General features: G+C 69.0%; 15 protein-coding genes. 6 read left to right on the top strand and 9 right to left on the bottom strand.

Going from position 1 to position 15,784, the window contains the following annotated elements:
- Positions 1-63: 63 nt before the first annotated feature.
- Positions 64-1,098 carry a C40 family peptidase gene (locus tag FHU35_RS02980; protein WP_145736456.1) on the bottom strand — a complete coding sequence of 345 codons (1,035 nt, stop codon included), beginning with the start codon at positions 1,096-1,098 and terminating at the stop codon, positions 64-66.
- Positions 1,099-1,557: 459 nt separating this feature from the next.
- Between FHU35_RS02980 and FHU35_RS02985 the strand changes: the two genes are divergently transcribed.
- Together FHU35_RS02985 and FHU35_RS02990 are read left to right on the top strand one after the other, a co-directional pair.
- Positions 1,558-2,553 carry a chitinase gene (locus FHU35_RS02985; RefSeq protein WP_145736458.1) on the top strand — a complete coding sequence of 332 codons (996 nt, stop codon included), beginning with the start codon at positions 1,558-1,560 and terminating at the stop codon, positions 2,551-2,553.
- Positions 2,554-2,570: 17 nt separating this feature from the next.
- The gene (locus tag FHU35_RS02990; protein WP_145736460.1) at positions 2,571-3,530 is read left to right on the top strand and encodes a chitinase; all 960 of its coding nucleotides are present in this window, start codon (positions 2,571-2,573) and stop codon (positions 3,528-3,530) included.
- Between the two features lie 63 nt (positions 3,531-3,593).
- Here the strand turns inward: FHU35_RS02990 and FHU35_RS02995 are convergent, their stop codons facing one another.
- Both FHU35_RS02995 and FHU35_RS03000 read right to left on the bottom strand, forming a co-directional pair.
- The gene (locus FHU35_RS02995) at positions 3,594-4,706 is read right to left on the bottom strand and encodes a serine hydrolase domain-containing protein (protein ID WP_145736463.1); all 1,113 of its coding nucleotides are present in this window, start codon (positions 4,704-4,706) and stop codon (positions 3,594-3,596) included.
- Positions 4,703-6,019: a flavin-containing monooxygenase gene (locus FHU35_RS03000; protein ID WP_145736465.1), complete on the bottom strand. Its 1,317-nt coding sequence runs from the start codon at positions 6,017-6,019 to the stop codon at positions 4,703-4,705. Before FHU35_RS03000 ends, FHU35_RS02995 begins: the two co-directional genes overlap by 4 nt.
- 92 nt (positions 6,020-6,111) lie before the next feature.
- On the opposite strand from FHU35_RS03000, the gene FHU35_RS03005 reads away from it, so the two are divergent.
- Both FHU35_RS03005 and FHU35_RS03010 read left to right on the top strand, forming a co-directional pair.
- Positions 6,112-6,747, top strand: a complete 636-nt coding sequence (locus tag FHU35_RS03005; RefSeq protein WP_246110040.1) for a TetR/AcrR family transcriptional regulator — start codon at positions 6,112-6,114, stop codon at positions 6,745-6,747.
- A 525-nt stretch (positions 6,748-7,272) separates the two neighbouring features.
- Positions 7,273-8,862: a DUF4241 domain-containing protein gene (locus FHU35_RS03010; RefSeq protein WP_145736469.1), complete on the top strand. Its 1,590-nt coding sequence runs from the start codon at positions 7,273-7,275 to the stop codon at positions 8,860-8,862.
- A gap of 113 nt (positions 8,863-8,975) precedes the next feature.
- Here FHU35_RS03010 and FHU35_RS03015 read toward each other — a convergent pair whose 3' ends face one another.
- From FHU35_RS03015 to FHU35_RS03025, 3 genes are all read right to left on the bottom strand, one after another.
- Entirely contained in the window at positions 8,976-9,692 is a 717-nt protein-coding gene (locus tag FHU35_RS03015) for a hypothetical protein (RefSeq protein WP_145736471.1), read from the bottom strand.
- Positions 9,693-9,899: 207 nt separating this feature from the next.
- Positions 9,900-10,982 carry a winged helix DNA-binding domain-containing protein gene (locus tag FHU35_RS03020; RefSeq protein ID WP_145736472.1) on the bottom strand — a complete coding sequence of 361 codons (1,083 nt, stop codon included), beginning with the start codon at positions 10,980-10,982 and terminating at the stop codon, positions 9,900-9,902.
- 4 nt (positions 10,983-10,986) lie between these two features.
- Positions 10,987-11,556, bottom strand: coding sequence for a DinB family protein (locus tag FHU35_RS03025; RefSeq protein WP_145736474.1), 570 nt, complete (start codon positions 11,554-11,556; stop codon positions 10,987-10,989).
- 62 nt (positions 11,557-11,618) lie between these two features.
- Here FHU35_RS03025 and FHU35_RS03030 point away from each other — a divergent pair, with 62 nt between their 5' ends.
- Positions 11,619-12,572 (top strand): helix-turn-helix transcriptional regulator, encoded by a 954-nt coding sequence (locus FHU35_RS03030; protein ID WP_186459234.1) that lies wholly within the window; start codon positions 11,619-11,621, stop codon positions 12,570-12,572.
- A gap of 11 nt (positions 12,573-12,583) precedes the next feature.
- Here the strand turns inward: FHU35_RS03030 and FHU35_RS30125 are convergent, their stop codons facing one another.
- From FHU35_RS30125 to FHU35_RS03040, 3 genes are all read right to left on the bottom strand, one after another.
- Entirely contained in the window at positions 12,584-12,709 is a 126-nt protein-coding gene (locus FHU35_RS30125) for a hypothetical protein (RefSeq protein WP_281290203.1), read from the bottom strand.
- Positions 12,710-12,905: 196 nt separating this feature from the next.
- Positions 12,906-13,559, bottom strand: coding sequence for a response regulator (locus FHU35_RS03035; RefSeq protein WP_145736478.1), 654 nt, complete (start codon positions 13,557-13,559; stop codon positions 12,906-12,908).
- Positions 13,556-14,530: a HAMP domain-containing sensor histidine kinase gene (locus tag FHU35_RS03040; protein WP_246110041.1), complete on the bottom strand. Its 975-nt coding sequence runs from the start codon at positions 14,528-14,530 to the stop codon at positions 13,556-13,558. The genes FHU35_RS03035 and FHU35_RS03040 overlap by 4 nt, the downstream gene beginning before the upstream one ends.
- Before the next feature lie 85 nt (positions 14,531-14,615).
- Between FHU35_RS03040 and FHU35_RS03045 the strand changes: the two genes are divergently transcribed.
- On the top strand, positions 14,616-15,782 hold the full coding sequence (locus FHU35_RS03045) for an acyltransferase family protein (RefSeq protein WP_145736480.1): 1,167 nt from the start codon (positions 14,616-14,618) through the stop codon (positions 15,780-15,782).
- The last annotated feature ends 2 nt before the right edge of the window (positions 15,783-15,784 follow it).

Here is a 15,784-nt window from a genome sequence, read left to right on the forward strand (position 1 = left end):
GCGGAACGGGTCTCCGTCCCGAGGCCGAATTCCTGAAAACCACCCGGGACGCGCAATCCCGCATCAGCCGGCGACGCGACGCACCGAGTTGATCTCGCCCATGTACTCGACCTCTTCGACGCTGACCGTCTGCCCCTCGGTCGGAGCGTGGACCATCTTGCCGTTGCCGATGTAGATGCCGTCGTGGCTGGCGGAGCTGTAGAAGAAGATGATGTCGCCGGGCTTCATCTCCGACTGCGACACCGAACGCCCCACCGACACCTGCGAACGCGTCGAACCCGGCAGATCGACCCCGGCCTGCTTGTAGGCGTACTGCACCAGGCCGGAGCAGTCGAACTGCGAGGGTCCCTTGGCGCCGTACACGTACGGGGAGCCCTGCTTGTTCAGCGCGGCGTTGACCGCCTTGATCGCGGCACCGGAACCGGCGAGCTGCCCGACGGTGCTCTTCACGCCCGACAGGATCCCCTTGTCCTTCTCGCTGAGGTCGTTGTACTGCTCCTTGACCTTGGCGACCTGCGCGTCCATCTCCTTCTTGCGGCCCTCGATGTCGCCTTCCAGCCGCGCGGCGTCCGCCTCGGCCTTCTCGGCACCGGCGCGCGCGTCGAAGGCTTGCCTGCGGGCACCCTCGGCGCGGTGGGTGGCGTCGGAGAAGGCGCGCACCGACTCGGAGTTGTGCTGCGCCATCAGGTCGAGCGTGGAGGCGCGGTCCAGGAACGCGTCCGGGTTCTCGCTGTCGAGCACCGCCGCGATCGAGTTCATCTGCGAACCCTTGTAGGAGGCCTTGCTCAGCCGGTCGACCTTCCCGCGCAGCTGCTCCTCCTGCACGCGCGCCTCGCCCGCGACCCGGTCGGCCTGCTGGGCTTCGGCGTTGAACCGGTCGAGGTCGTTGCGCTTGGCGGTGTGATCGTCCTGCGCCTTCTTGTAGTCCTCGGTGAGCACTTCCGCCTGCTTGGACAGCTCGCGCAGCTTCTGCGCGGCCTGCGAGGCCTCGCCCGATTCGGGCTCGGCGGTGGCGGGCGTGCTTCCGAGCACCACGGTGGACAGCGCTGCAGCCGCCACCAGCGCGGTGCGTCGCGGAGCGGGGTTGGCGTTCGACATGAGAGCCGATCACTCCTTCGAGTGGGGACTGCGGCAATGGGCGGTCACCCTAGATCCCCGCCGCAGCACCTCCGAGACCCGGGCGTGACCGCCCAACGGGGTCGTGCGCAGGATGTATTGCTGAAACGGCGGGCTTTCGTCCGGCTCTCGACCACCGCTGGCAGATCGTGATCCTTCGCACCGCTGGAACCGGCTAACGCTCGCCGCCCCGGGAACGACATGCCGCGGCGTCCGGCGCAACGCGACGCGGCATTCCGACGCCGCGGATGCAGCGCTCGGCCGAGAGTCGTTGCGTAGTCCCGCCAAACTGGTCTAGACCCATTGACTGGGTGACCTGGTGCACATACCTTCCTCCGCGCTGGAGATCTCCGCAGCGCACGTCCGGAGCCGAGCGCGCCACGCTTCCGGATCGATTCACGACCCGGCCGATCGGCCGGGTCGTCACGAGGGGAGCACCCTTTGACCAGGAAACCGGCCCGATGGGCGGCACTGGCCGCCGGCCTGCTGATGCTGCCGATCGCGGGCGCCATGACGGCGCAGGCCGCTCCGGGCGAGCTCAAGGCCGCGCCGTACTACATGCCGCTGGACAACGAACCCCAGGACATCGCCGAAGCCATCGAGGCCAGCGGGCAGAAGGACTACATCTTCGCCTTCGCCCTGGCCCCGTCCACCGACTCCTGCACGCCCACCTGGGACGGCAAGGTCGGCCAGGAGGTGGCCACCGACACCGCGGTGAAGGCCAAGGCCGACGCCGTGCGGGCCGCGGGCGGCAACATCTCCGTGTCCTTCGGCGGCTACAACGGCATCGAGCTCGCGGCCGCCTGCGCTGACGCCGCGGCGCTGGCCGATGCGTACCAGCAGGTCATCGACAAGTACGAACTGACCCACATCGACCTCGACATCGAGGGCGACGACCTGGGCGACGTCCCCAACGAGACCAAGCGCTTCGAAGCCATCAAGACGCTCAAGGAGCGCAACCCCGACCTCCACGTCACCCTGACGCTGCCGATGACCACCGTCGGGCTCAACGAGGCGGGCAAGGCCGAGATCCAGCGCGCCAAGGACATGGGCGCTGAGATCGACCTGTTCAAGATCATGGACTTCGACTACGGCGGCCCCGGTCAGGACATGGCCAACAGCGCCATCTCGGTCGCCGAGGCGTTCCACCAGCAGCTGCGCGAGCTGCACCCCGAGTTCGACGACGCCGCGGCCTACGCGCGCACGGGCGTGATCCTCATGAACGGCCACACCGACCAGCCGTCGGAGCTGTTCACCCCGGACACCTTCCGCGCGCTGCTGGACTACGCCAAGCAGAAGCAGATCGGCCGCCTCTCCTACTGGGCGCTCAACCGCGACCGCGTCTGCACCCAGCCCGGCGGTTGGGCCGACGGCAAGTGCAGCAGCGTCGAGCAGCAGCCCTACGAGTTCACCAAGATCATCTCCGAGTTCCAGTGATCCCCTGGAGTAGCAGCATGCGAATCCCCCGAAAGATCGTCACCGCGCTGGTCGCGGGCTCGATGCTCCCGCTGGCCGCGGGTTCCGCGCTCGCGCAGGAAGCGCCTGCCGACATCAAGTCCGCGCCCTACATCGACGTGATGCAGGAGAAGCCCACCCTGGTCGACGTCGCCAAGGCGACCGGTCAGCAGCACTTCACGCTGGCCTTCGTGCTCGGCAGCGCCGCAGGCTGCACCCCGATGTGGGGCGGCGAGCGGGCCATCGACGACCCGGCGATCAAGGGTCAGATCGACGAGCTGCGCGGCATGGGCGGCGACGTCATCGTCGCCACCGGCGGCGCCATGGGCCCGTACCTGGAAAGCGTGTGCGGCACCGCCGACGAGCTGCTGGGCGCCTACAAGACGATCCTCGACGCGACCGGCGCCAACCACCTCGACGTCGACGTCGAGGCGACCATCCCGCACGACGTCGTCAACGAAGCCCTGGCCAAGCTGCAGGCCGAACGCGGCACCAAGGTCAGCTACACGCTGCGGGTGCAGGCCGACGAGACCGGCCTCGACCCCTACTCGCTGCAGGTTCTGCAGAGCGCCGCGGCGCACGGCGTCGACGTGCTGGTCAACCCGATGGCCATGGAGTTCGGCTCGCAGAAGCCCTGGGGCGACGCGGTGATCGCAGCCGCCGAGAGCACCCTGCGCCAGATGAAGGAGATCTGGCCGGACCTCAGCGACGCCGATCTCAAGGCCCGGCTGGGCGTGACACCGATGATCGGCCGGAACTTCAACGGCAACATCTTCAACCAGGACCACGCGCATCAGCTGCTGGACTGGGCGAACACCAACGGCATCGGCCTGCTGTCGTTCTGGTCGGCCGGCCGCGACAACGGCGACTGCCCCGGCGGGGCGGTGTCGCCGACCTGCAGCAGCATCGAGCAGCAGCCGTTCGAGTTCACCACCCTCTTCAAGGGATTCGGCGCCTGACCGGCCGGAACCACTACGAGCCGGCGGCCGAGGGGTCGCCGGCTCGTTCTCTCGTGATGAGGCTCAGGGCGTCTCACCGAGGCACTCGTAGGCGGTGCGCACGTAGTCGCGGGTCTTGGCCGCGCCGATGAGCTCGGCGGCCATCTTGTTCATCGTGTAGGCCAGGGTCATCCGCCGGTCGAGGTCGTTGACCACCACGGCGCCGCCGTTGCCGACCCACCAGCAGATCCGCCCCGACGGCGTCGGCATCAGCTCCGGTGCGGCCAGCGCGTAACCGAGCCCGAACGGGATGCGGCGACCGAGAACCCTGTCGCGCGAATCGGATTGGACCTCGAAGATCCGCTCGATCACCTCGGGCGACAGGTAGCGCCTGCCCCCGACCGCGCCGCCGTGGGAGATCAGCGATTGCAGCCGCGCGACCGAGCGGGCGTTGCCCTGGCCGTTGAACCCGCCCAGTTCGGCACCCAGGAACTCCCGCGTGGTGGTCACCTTCATCGAGAACAGCGGGTTGCCCAGCGCTCGCTTGCCGAACTCGTCGAGGTCGGGGGCGTGCGGCGGTGATTTCAGCATCGCGACCCGGCCGTCGACGGATTCCGGTGCGCCGAGCCAGAAGTCAGCGCCCAGCGGTTCGGCGTAGTCGGTGCGCAGCACGGTTCCGGCGGTGTGGCCGGTGATGCGGAGCACGAGCTCGCCGATCAGGTGCCCGTGGCTGATCGCCTGGTAGCCCGACCCGTCCCCCGGTTCGAACCACGGCTTCTGCGCGGCCAGCAGCGCAGCGGGACGGCGCGGGTCGTAGAGGTCTTCCAGGGTCATCTTCTCGTCCCAGCCCGGAAGCCCGCTGCTGTGCCCGAGCAGGTGCCTGACCAGGATTCCCGACTTCCCCTCCGCGGCGAACTCGGGCCAGTAGCGGGCGACCGGCGCGTCGGGATCGAGCTCGCCGGAGTCGATGAGGCCGAGCGCGACGAGCGCGAGCATCGTCTTGGTCACCGAGAAGGTGTTGACCAGCGTGTCCCGCTCCCACGGCACGCCTTCGCGCGCCTCGCCGGCCCACAGGTCGACCACCACTTCCCCGTCCTGGACGACGCAGAGCGAGGCACCGCGTTCCTCACCCTCGTCCAGCCTGCGGTCCAGCAGGTCGCGCAGCGGTGCGAAGCGGGGTGCGCAGTCGCCGTTCATCGAGTGGCTCGCTTTCTGCCGACGACGATCTCGCGGCGCAGATCGCGCACGTACCGGGCGAAGTCGAGCTGGATGGTATGCCTGGGCGTGTTGTAGTACTGCCCGAGGTGCTTGCGCTCGTCCTGGGCCATGATGCGCTGCATCTCAGCGGCCCCCGGCAGCCGGTACTCCCCCGCCACGTGCGCGGCGATCAGCTTGCTCTGCTGCTCGGCGAGATTGACGATCGTCGGAGAGGCCTGCGCGAGCCCGGCGAAGTACAGGTTGTCGACCCCCGGCTTGAAGATCCGCTTGAACAGCGGGAACCGGTGCTCGGTGTCCGGCTGCAGCTCGCGGTCGTCGAAGAACGGGAAGCTCATCTTGTAGCCGGTCGCGAAGACGATCACGTCGGCCTCGACTTTCGTCCCGTCGGCGCACACGACCTCCGGCCCTTCCAGCCGCTCGATGGCGGGAACGCAGGTCAGGTCCCCGGAGCCGGCCTTGGCCAGGAAGTCGATGCTCACCGACGGATGCGCCGACAGCGGTTCGTGGTCGGGTTCGGGGAGGCCGTAGTCCTGCATCGCCCCGACGTTGCTCTTGATCGCCTTGCGCGCCAGGCGCAGGGCCAGCTTCTTGGGCATCCACGGCGGCATCATCAGCTTGTCCGCCGGCTTGCCGCCCCGGTACTTCGGCAGCACCCACACCCCGCGACGCGCGGACACCCAGACGTGCTCGGCGATGGAGCGGTGCGACAGCTCGGCGGCGATGTCCAGCGCTGAGTTGCCCATGCCCACGACCACGACCCGCTTGCCGCGCATGTCCACCGGGGAGAACGGGCTCCGGTAGGAGTGGCTGTGCAGCGTCGCTCCGTCGAACTCGCCCGGGTACTGCGGGGTTCGCGGGTCCCAGTGGTGGCCGTTGGCGACCACGAGAGCGTCGTACTGGCGACTCTCGCCGCTGCTCAACCGGACTTCCCAGCGCCCGTCCGGGGTCCGTCGCGCGTTGTCGACCCGGGTGTTGAACGTGATGGTCTCGCGAAGCCCGAAGTGCTCGACGTAGTCCCGGAAGTACTCGTGGATCAGCGTGTGGTGCGGGAAGTCCGGCCAGTTGCCCTCGGCCGGGAAGTCCTCGAACTGCAGACGGGTGGTCGAGGTGTCGATGTGCAGCGACTCGTAGCACGCGGAACGCCCGTTGGGGTTGTCGAAGTACCAGTTCCCGCCGACGTCGTCGGACTCCTCGAAGCAGTCGTAGCGGATCCCCGCGTCGCGCAACCGCTTGGCCGTGGTGAAACCGGAGCACCCGGCTCCGATGATGCAGACCACCGGATCGGAACCCATCGGCAACCTCCTCGTCGCGCTGCGATCACCGATCGACCTTGCCATTTCGCTGACGTGGTGTCTAGTGAGTTGTCAGCGGTATGGTCGGGCTCGTGACCGATACCCAGCGCCCCACCCTCCGGCAGCAGCAGAAGGAGCAGACCAGGGCCGCGCTGCTCGCAGCCGCGCGGAGGCGCTTCGTCGACGACGGCTACGCGGCGGTCACGATCGACGACATCACCGCCGAGGTGGGGTGCAGCCGCGCGACCTTCTACCTGCACTTCAGCGGGAAGCCCGACGTCCTGCGGCGGATCAGCGCCGAAACGGTGCACCAGCGCGCGATCTCGGTCTACGCCGACCTGGACGAGGTCCTGGAATCCGGTTCGCGCGCCCGATTCACCGACTGGCTGCGCCGGGCGATGAGCTGGTTCGAGGCGAACCGGGAGATCCTGCCGGTCTGGGACGAGGCGGTCGCGCTGGAGCCCTCGTTCCGGCCGATCGCGACGCAGGCCGTCGCGGAACTGCCCGCCGCGATGCCCCGCTACCTGCTGCGCTGGGGCGACCAGCGCGCCGACGAGGCACGACTGCGGGTCGGACTCCTGGTGACGCAGCTGGAGCGCTTCTTCACCCGCTGGGCGGTGCAGGGAACGCTGGAAGCGGCCGGAGCCGATCCCGCTGAGACGCTCGCCGACATCTGGCACCCGGCACTGCTGCCACCCGAGGAGCGCCGCCCCGCAGCGGACGGCTGAAACAGGCTTCCGCGCAGTTCGTTTCGCAGGGTGACGGAGTAGATCACCCTATCCAGCGACCCGATTTCGCTCGCGCGTTCGAGCGCGCATGAGGCATCATTTAGCACATGAGTTCGACATCGAAGACGCGCCTCCCCTCGTCCACCGACCACGAATCGCTCGACCTCCACCTCGCCGATCACCCTGCAACGCTCACCGGCTCGGAATCGCCGGGCGGCATCCCCCTGAGCACTCTCATCCCGCGCGCGCTCGAGGCCGTGTCGGGATCACGGGGTCCGCCAGCGCTCCACCGATGAATCAGCGTCTCCACCGGTACTCCAACGCGCCTGCTGCGCTTGCTCTTTGACAAATTCAGAGTGGGAAAACGGGACCTCGCACAACGTGCGGTCGCCGCGGGGGCCATCGGTTCCGCGTGGCGACCGCACGGGACGGCCGTTCGCGCTCACCGCGTTCCGGCGGTGCCGAACCGAAACCGGCCCGTGGCACGTGTGGAGAAGGACCCGACCGCTCAACGGAAGAGCCCGCATGCCGATCCCCGCCCCCGACTTCGACCAGATCTTCGTCGACGGTTCCCGCCACACCCTGCCCGATGGCGATGGTGCCACCGTCCAGCTGCTTCGTGAAGCCTCGTTGTGGATGCCCTCAGGCAAGGTCTACGCCGGCGAGCCGTTCATGTTCGGCTCGGCCGACGACGGCGCCTTCGCGCAGTCCGTCGCACCCGGCACCTATCCGGTCGTGCTGGCCGAGGCGCGGTTCGGCGATGCCGACAAGCCGAGCTGGTACCAGGTGGTGGCCGCGCTCAAGATCGTGATCCGCGACGAGCCCTCCACCTCCTGGGAGATGGCGGTGGTCGACGGTCAGGACGCGTCGACCCTCGACGGCGGTTCGTTCTTCGGATACCCGGTCGACGGCGGGACGGGCGGGTTCATCGACGCGGGCAACCTCGCGTTCTGCGACGACGACGCCTACATCGACAACGTTCTGGAGTGCCTGGAAGAGCGGGATCACACCGCGATCGGGCGGATCACCGACGACGAGAACCGCACCGTGGTGGTCGTGTGCTCCTCCGGCGGCGGGGACGGGCACTACCCGACCTGGGTCGGGCGCAACGCCGACGGCGAGATCACCTGCTTCGTCACGGACTTCTTCGTCCTGACCGACGACGAGGACGGCGACGACGACCTGGACGAGTCCGGCCCGGACGACGCGCCGGACTGCGCCCCCGGCGACTACGCGACGGGCCACGAGATGCGCGTCGGGCAGGCGCTGCGCCGCGAGTCGCTCACCTCGGAGAACGGGCGATTCACGTTGGTCCACCAGGACGACGGCAACATCGTGCTCTACGAGAACGAGACGCTGCGGGCGTGGTGGGCGTCGGACACCTGCGGTGCGGAGTCCGCCTTCTGCGCGCTGCGCGAGACCGACGGGCTCGGGCTGTTCTCCCCAGTCGGCAAGCGGATCTGGTCGACCGGCGCGATCCGGCCGGCCGCGACGCTGGTGGTCCAGGACGACGGCAACGTCACCATCGCGGACGTCGACGGCGCGACCGTCTGGAGCTCCGAGAGCGCGCCCTCCGTCCCCGGTGGCCCGGCGGCGACCGGCGACCAGATGCTTCCCGGTCAGACCCTCGGTCGCCAGTCCCTGACCTCGGAGTCCGGTCGCACCACGCTCGCGCACCAGGACGACGGGAACCTGGTGCTCTACAGCAACGAGGGCCGCGGTGCGCTCTGGGCGTCGGACACCCAGTTCCGCGGGACCGGTCGCTGCAAGCTCCTCGAAGACGGCGATCTCGTCCTCTACGACCGGCGTGGGCGAGCCGTCTGGTCCACCGACACCACCGGCAACCCCGGCGCCGGCCTCATCGTCGGCGACGACGGCCTTGAGCTCCGCAACGCCAACGACGTCGTGGTCTGGAGCGTCCGCACGACACCGGGATCGGAGTTGACCAGCGGTCTGACCGAACTGGCATCCGCGACATCGGCGGTGGCGCCGTGCCTCGCGACCATGGCGATGCCGCTGCAGCCGGTCGTGCAGAACGTGGGCGTCGAGGCGACCGCCGCCGTTCCGGCAGTCCCCGTGGGGCAGTCGATCCCGGCCGAGGAATCCCAGGACTGACCTGAGTCCTGCTCGGCGGGACGGAGTCCCGCACCTGGAGCACGTGGTTGCCCCGCCTCGCCGAGCACAGCTCACCGGCTCTCAACCGCCAGGTCCCCACCGCCGGAACGGGGTCATTCCCCGGCTGCGACCGGTTGCGGCTTCGCTGGCTCCTCGTCCTCGACCTTGTCCTCTCCCCGCCGGCGGAAGAACTGGAACCCGGGGATGCCGGCGATCGCCCGCCGGACGTCGTAGGTGACCTCGAGGAGTTCGTGGATCTCCGGACCCACCCGGTCCAGCGTGCGCAAGATCGGCAGGATGTCGGTGAGGACGTGCTCGGTGAGTTGCGGCAGCTCGTCGACCAGGCGGATCGCCGCGTCGACCTCGGAATCGGAGAGCTCCTCGACGAACCGGTCCAGCAGCGGCGCGGCCTTCTTGGCCGTCGGCGAGTAGAGCGCGAGCAGCTCGTCGGCGTTGGCCGAGGTTCGCTGCGCCTCCACCACGGTCTTGGCGGCTTCGTCGCACACGCCGCTCGCGCGTCCCACCACGGCTTCCGCCCTTGATGAGACCTTCCCGGCGGCGGCCACGATCGGGGCGGCCGCGACGACGATCGCGCGGGCGTCCTGAACCGCTTCCTCGGCGTCCGCGACGGTGCCGTTGGCACGCTCGACGAGGTGCTCGACCTGGTCCACCACGGTGGAGACGCGTCCGACCAGCTTCTCCGCCTCGCCGAGGAGGCCGAGCACGCGGACCGGGGCGGTCGCCGCGGCCGTCGCCGTTTCCGTCACCAAGCCCACGGTGGACTTCGCGAGGCCTAGGACGTCGGTGGGCGTGGGTACGCGGAAAACCATGGTCTCCACTGTGCACACCGTTTGATCGAAACGCCACCACATCCCGGCCCTCGCCTGTTGAGATGCCCCACCGGCGCGAGCCGCGAGCGTGGCACCAGGAGGCCGTGATCCGAGGGACTCCCCGGGAGCTGTGCCGGAGCGCGGCGGTAACCGCACTCCGGCTGTCGGACCCGGCCTGCACCGCTGAACACCGGACCTGTGAAGCTCCTAGCCGACCCGCGCGCGACCGGTCTCGCCTCCGGAGAGGAACAGCGCCAGCTCGCTCCCTCGTTCCAGCAGGTCCCCGCGTTGCGCACGCGAGAACGAGTGCAGCGGAGCGATGTTCACGCTTCCGTCGCAGAACTTCCAGGTACCGGCGACCCGCCCGTCGACGAGCACCACGCGTTCTCCGGCCACCGACAGGCCGCGGGGCGCGTCGTCGATGATCCGGCTGCGGTCGTCGTAGCCGAGGATGGCGTTGTCGAAGGCGGGCAGGAACAGCGCGGGCGCGGGCACGTCCGGGTCCGGCCGGGGCGCATCGGGTAGATCCAGCAGCTCGCGGCCGCGCTGATCGCGGAAGGACACGAGCCGATCGCGCACCGACTTCACCGCACCGGGCAGGCCGGCCAGCCCCGACCAGGCGCGGATGTCGGCGATGGCGGCCGGGCCGAACGCAGCGAGGTAGCGCAGCACCAGTTGCCGTCCGACCTCGTCATCCGGCGATTCCCGGTCGACTTCACGCCCCAACCAGGTGGAAGCCGGCAGGTAGCGGGCGGCTCCACCGGTTCGCCACAGTCCTCGCGGCGGCAGCTGCACCACGGGGATCAACGCCCCGACCACCACCTCACCCAGCGCGCGGGCGCTGTGATCGGGCCAGCGGTGAGCGACCGCCCTCGCGAGCTCGGACTGCGAGTGCGGTTCGCCTCCGGCCAACACGTCCCGGCCCGCGGCAGCGAGCTGGTCGAGGTCGATCTCCGCGAGTTCGCGCCGGTACACGCCGAGGACCCGCTGCAGCAGCATCGCCTCGTGCCGAGAACGCCAGGACAGCAGATCCTCGGCCGTCAGCAGGTGAATGGTGCGGCGCATGAGGTGGGTCCGCACCACCCGTCGTCGCGTCAGCAGCTCGGAGAGCTCGGCAGGATCGAACCCGCGAAGCCGGGTCCAGAGCCCCACGAACGGTTCCTGGGGTTCCTGCGCCTGCAACCCGCACAGGTGCGCGATGGCATCGTGCGGTGCGAGATCCGCGGGCTCCAGCAGGAGCTGCCGGGCCAGCGTCGCGCGGTTGAGCGCACGTTCGGTGAGAACGGTCATGCGGTCAGGTGGCCGTCTGACCGTCGATGGTCTCGCGGATGATGTCCGCATGTCCGGCGTGCTGCGCGGTTTCGGAGATCACGTGCAGCAGCACGCGCCGCGCGCTGAGCTCGGTTCCCGGTTCGTTCCACGGAGCATCGGGCACCAGGTGCGTGATCAGCAGGTCGGGCAGCTCGGTGACCACCTGCTCGGTGTGCGCGGCGACCTGCTCGTAGTGCGCGACGATTCCGTCGAGGGTGTCACCGGGGAGCATCTGGAACTCCTCGGTCCGATCGATCATCCACTGCGGGTACTCCCGGGCCGTGCCGGCCTCGATGTCACCCCAGGTGACTCCTTCCGGCAGCGCGAAGGTCATGGCAGAAGGCCCCTCCAACACGAACCTCAGCCATGACTTCTCCGTGTTGGCGACGTGCTTGACGATTCCGCCGAGGCACAGCGCGCTGGTGGTCGGGCGTTGGCCCAGCTGCTCATCGCTGAGCCCCCGCACGCTGGTGAGCAGCTGGCCGCGCAGCGTGGCGAGCTCGGTGAGCAGATCGCGCTTTTCGACGTCGAGTGCGTTCTCGGTGATGGGCATGGCAGAAGGATGGCACTGGTAGCGGTCAGGTGCTGTCCGCTACTGCGGGCAGTATGGAGTTCATGCGGAAGACCTCTGCTCGCTTGCTGGCCATGCTGTCGTTGCTCCAGGCACGGCGCGACTGGCCCGGGTCCTTGCTGGCCGAGCGCTTGGAGGTCAGCGACCGGACGGTCCGGCGCGACGTCGACCGGCTGCGCGAGCTCGGCTACCCGATCTCGACGACCAAAGGCCCGGACGGCGGCTACCGGCTGGAAGCCGGCAGCGACCTGCCTCCACTGCTGTTCGACGACGAGCAGGCGGTCGCGTTGGCGATCGCGCTGCGCATCGCCACGACAGCGGGCGCGGGCATCGAGGAGAACGCCGCTCGCGCGCTGACGACCGTTCGCCAGGTGATGCCGTCCCGACTGCGGCACCGGATCGACTCGGTTCAGGTCACGGCCGTCGAGCACAGCTCAGCCCAGCGGGTGGCCAGCGACGTCCTGATGGCGCTGAGCAGCGCGGTCCACGCGCGCGAGGAACTTCGATTCGGCTACGCCGGTTCGCCGGACCCACGGCGGACGCAGCCGCACCACCTGATCACTTGGGGCGGCCGCTGGTACCTCATCGCCTGGGACCTGGATCGTGACGACTGGCGCACCTTCCGCGCCGACCGGATCACCCCGCGCGCCCCGACCGGCCCGCGCTTCACCCGGCGGGAGCTTCCCGGTGGCGATGCGGCCACCTTCATCCGGAACAGGTTCCAAGGCGCGGAGAACTGGCCCTGTCGAGGCGAGGTCATCCTCGATCTGCCCGCGGCGACCGTCTCCCGCTACACCTACGACGGGGTGGTCGAAGAACTCTCCGAAGGCCGTTGCAGGCTCGTCTCGGGATCGTGGTCCTGGCGCGCGCTCGCAGCAGAACTCGGGAAGTACGACGCCGACATGGAAGTGATCGGACCGCCGGAGCTCAGATCTGCCTGCGCTCAACTCTCCGAGCGCTACGCCAGAGCGGCCGCGGACGAACCGAAATCGGCGTGAGGGAAGCTATTTCATCCTTCCCGACGAGTCGTCTTGGCAGCCTCGGAATACGGCCGCACCGCGGCTCGTCCCGCGGCCGCGCTGAAGCGGTAGGCCAGCAGGAAGTAGATCGCCAGTATCTTCGGTCGAGTGGTCACGATTCCTGAACTCCCTCTGTCATGCGGTTTTCCAAGTTCGGTAGTACCGCATGATCATGGAACCCCAGCGAAGCCCGGGGCGTTTTGTCGGTGTTTAACCCGGATGAGCTATCCGCGTTGACCACTTCGGAGCGACACCGCTCGACCTTTCGCCACCGAAAGACGTTTCGTGAACAACATTCCCAAAATTCGGCGTTCACGGTTCGATGAGGCCGGCCCTGATCGCGTAGCGGGTGAGTTCCAGCCGGTCCTTCATGCCGAGCTTCGCCATGAGGTTGGAGCGGTGTCGCTCGACCGTCTTGATGCTGATCACCAGCAGATCGGCGATCTCCTTCGAGGAGTGCCCCTCGGCCACGAGCTTCAGGATCTCCTCCTCCCGATCGGTGATCGCGCGTTCCGGAACCGCCTCGCCCTGACCCGCGCGGTCCAGATAGCCGCGGATCAGCGAGGTCACCGCGCCCGGGTACAGGAACGGCTCGCCGCGCACCGCCGCGCGGCAGGCCTCCACCAGATCGCGGTCGGCGACGGACTTGAGCACGTAGCCGGAGGCGCCCGACTTGAGCGCCTCGAAGAGGTACTGCTCGTTGTCGTACATCGTCAGGATCAGGATCCGCAGGTCCGGCAGCAGCCTGGTGAGCTGACGAGCAGCCTGCAGTCCGGTCAGCCGGGGCATCGCGATGTCGAGGATCGCCAGATCGGGCTGCTCGGCCCGGGCGAGCTCGACCGCTTCGGCGCCGTCACCGGCCTCCGCGACGACGGACAGGTCGGGCTCGTTGTCCAGGATGAGCCGGACCCCGCGGCGCACCAGCACGTGATCGTCGGCGAGCAGGATGCGGGTCGCGCTCGTCATCGCTCGCTCCCGTTGGTGATCGGCACGTCGAGCCGGACTTCCGTTCCGCCTTCGGGGCCGGGATCGACCGCGAGTGCGGCGCCGGCGAGCAACGCGCGCTCGCGCATGCCGCGGATGCCCGCGCCCTCGGGGGCGTCGCCGATGCCGACACCGTCGTCGCGCACCCGCAACCGGACCTTCGCGGCATCGGAGCGCACCAGCACGTTGATGCGCGTCGACTCCGCGTGCCGGACCGCGTTGGTGATGCTCTCCTGCGCTACCCGGTAGATCACGAGCTCGATCTCCTCCCCCAGCTCCGGCAGCTCGCCCTCGATCCGGCACCCCGTGGACACACCGTGTCCCTCGCCGGCAAGCGACTTGAGGGCGCTGGCCAGACCCAGTTCCTCCAGCACTCCGGGGCGCAGCCGCCGAGCGATGCGACGGATCTCGTCGAGGCTGTCGCGGGTGGTCTCCTGCACGTCGTGCAGCTCCGCGGACACCGTCTCCGGGGCGTGGTCGGCCACCCTGCGCAGCTCGAGCAGCACCGCGGTCAGGCTCTGCCCGACCTCGTCGTGGAGCTCGCGGGCGATGCGGCGCCGCTCCGCCTCCTGGGCCGACAGCGCCCGGGCGTTGCTCGTAGCGCGCTCGAACTCCAGCCGGTCCAGCATCGAGTTGAACGCCATGATCAGGTCCGCTATCCCGCCGTGCCCGGACACGGGCGGCCGCATCCCCGGCCGCAGCAGGTCGATGGTGGTCATCGCCCGGGTCAACCGCCGCAGCGGCAGGAACCCGATGCGCAGGAGCAGCGCGTTGGCGACGAGCATCGCGGCCAGCCCCGCGACCAGGATCAGGCCTTCGGCGGGCAGCACCGGGGTGGACACCGTCGCGGGGCTGAGCACCAGCAACGCCGTGGCTCCCGTGAGCACGGCGGCGTTGAGCAGGAACACCCGCCAGAACAACGACACGTCCAGCACCTCCTCCCGAGGGTTCATTCGACCACCGCCGGTGACCCGAACACCCATACGGGTCCTGCGCACCAAAAATGGGTGTCAGCCCCGATGGCGAGAAGTCGCCCGCATGGGTGAGGCTTTGTTCGAGAACTTACGCAGAGGAAGAGCAACAAGGGTGACGACAGCCGGACCCGGCGGTACGAAGAAGAGCCGTCGGAAGATCAGCTGGGATCTTGTTCGGGCCGGTTGCGTGGTGCTGGTGATGCTCTATCACTCCACGAGTCTGAGCGTCTTCCTCCACCCGGAGCTCGAGCCGCGGACCTTCGAGTTCCCGTACCAGGTCGGGGCGAGCCTCCTGCTCGTCGTCTCCGCCTACTTCGTGTGCGTGACGATCGGCCGCGGTTCCCTGCTGCGCTACTGGTGGGGCCGGGTGGCCCGGCTGGTGCCGTCGTTCCTGGCGGCGGTCCTGATCAGCTACTCCGTGCTGCGGGCGTTCCCGATCGAAGGCTGGTTCTACCCGCTTCCCGAGGACCTGCGGGCCAACCTCCTGATGCTGTGGCACTGGAAGCCCCAGTTCTACCTGTTCATCGACGGTTCGCACTGGACCGTGCCGCTGCAGCTGATGGGCTTCACCGCCGCCGCCCTGCTGTACCGGAGCTGGCTGGGGCACGGCCGCCGAATCCTGGTCGTGCTGTGGACCGCGGTGCTGCTGCCGGTGGCGCAGTGGCCGCTGCGCGTCGCCGACCCCGTCGACGAGACCTACCGGACCGTCGTGGACGGGCTGGGCATGCACCGCTGGCACCTGTTCGTCGCGGGTGTGGTGATCTGGCTCTGGTCGGTGAAGCGACTGAGCACCCCGCACTTCGCCGCCCTGCTGGGACTCTGCATGGCCGCGCAGGAGCTGCACAACTACACCCGCACTCCCGAGGGCCTGCTGGGTGACACCGGCTCGTCGATCGGCGTGGCCATCGGCATGGGCGTCATCGCCCTGGTCGCGCGCAGCCCCGACATGGCGATGCCGCAGCCCGCGAGGCGCGCGATCAGCTGGTTCGCCGGCATCTCCTACGGCACGTTCCTGATGCACCAGGCCATCGGCTACATCGTGCTCCGCAAGCTGCAGGACGTGGGCGTCGACACCGTCACCCAGACCCTGGCGATGCTCGCGACCGGCACGCTCCTGGGCTGGATGCTCACCCGCGTGGTGGAACAACCTGCGCACAAGTTCCTGATGAAGCCGTTCGACCAGCGTCGACCGGATCCGACCCGGGAAACAAAACCGGTCGGCCCGCGTTGAAC

The organism is Saccharopolyspora dendranthemae (assembly GCF_007829955.1).
Classification (GTDB): Bacteria; Actinomycetota; Actinomycetes; order Mycobacteriales; family Pseudonocardiaceae; genus Saccharopolyspora; species Saccharopolyspora dendranthemae.

What these genes read in the sequence shown, in the direction of transcription:
- FHU35_RS02980 (WP_145736456.1), bottom strand. Translation starts at nt 1,098, where the DNA reads ATGTCGAACGCCAACCCCGCTCCGCGACGCACCGCGCTGGTGGCGGCT.
- FHU35_RS02990 (WP_145736460.1), top strand. Translation starts at nt 2,571, where the DNA reads ATGCGAATCCCCCGAAAGATCGTCACCGCGCTGGTCGCGGGCTCGATG.
- FHU35_RS02995 (WP_145736463.1), bottom strand. Translation starts at nt 4,706, where the DNA reads ATGAACGGCGACTGCGCACCCCGCTTCGCACCGCTGCGCGACCTGCTG.
- FHU35_RS03000 (WP_145736465.1), bottom strand. Translation starts at nt 6,019, where the DNA reads ATGGGTTCCGATCCGGTGGTCTGCATCATCGGAGCCGGGTGCTCCGGT.
- FHU35_RS03010 (WP_145736469.1), top strand. Translation starts at nt 7,273, where the DNA reads ATGCCGATCCCCGCCCCCGACTTCGACCAGATCTTCGTCGACGGTTCC.
- FHU35_RS03015 (WP_145736471.1), bottom strand. Translation starts at nt 9,692, where the DNA reads ATGGTTTTCCGCGTACCCACGCCCACCGACGTCCTAGGCCTCGCGAAG.
- FHU35_RS03020 (WP_145736472.1), bottom strand. Translation starts at nt 10,982, where the DNA reads ATGACCGTTCTCACCGAACGTGCGCTCAACCGCGCGACGCTGGCCCGG.
- FHU35_RS03025 (WP_145736474.1), bottom strand. Translation starts at nt 11,556, where the DNA reads ATGCCCATCACCGAGAACGCACTCGACGTCGAAAAGCGCGATCTGCTC.
- FHU35_RS03030 (WP_186459234.1), top strand. Translation starts at nt 11,619, where the DNA reads ATGCGGAAGACCTCTGCTCGCTTGCTGGCCATGCTGTCGTTGCTCCAG.
- FHU35_RS03035 (WP_145736478.1), bottom strand. Translation starts at nt 13,559, where the DNA reads ATGACGAGCGCGACCCGCATCCTGCTCGCCGACGATCACGTGCTGGTG.
- FHU35_RS03040 (WP_246110041.1), bottom strand. Translation starts at nt 14,530, where the DNA reads ATGAACCCTCGGGAGGAGGTGCTGGACGTGTCGTTGTTCTGGCGGGTG.
- FHU35_RS03045 (WP_145736480.1), top strand. Translation starts at nt 14,616, where the DNA reads ATGGGTGAGGCTTTGTTCGAGAACTTACGCAGAGGAAGAGCAACAAGG.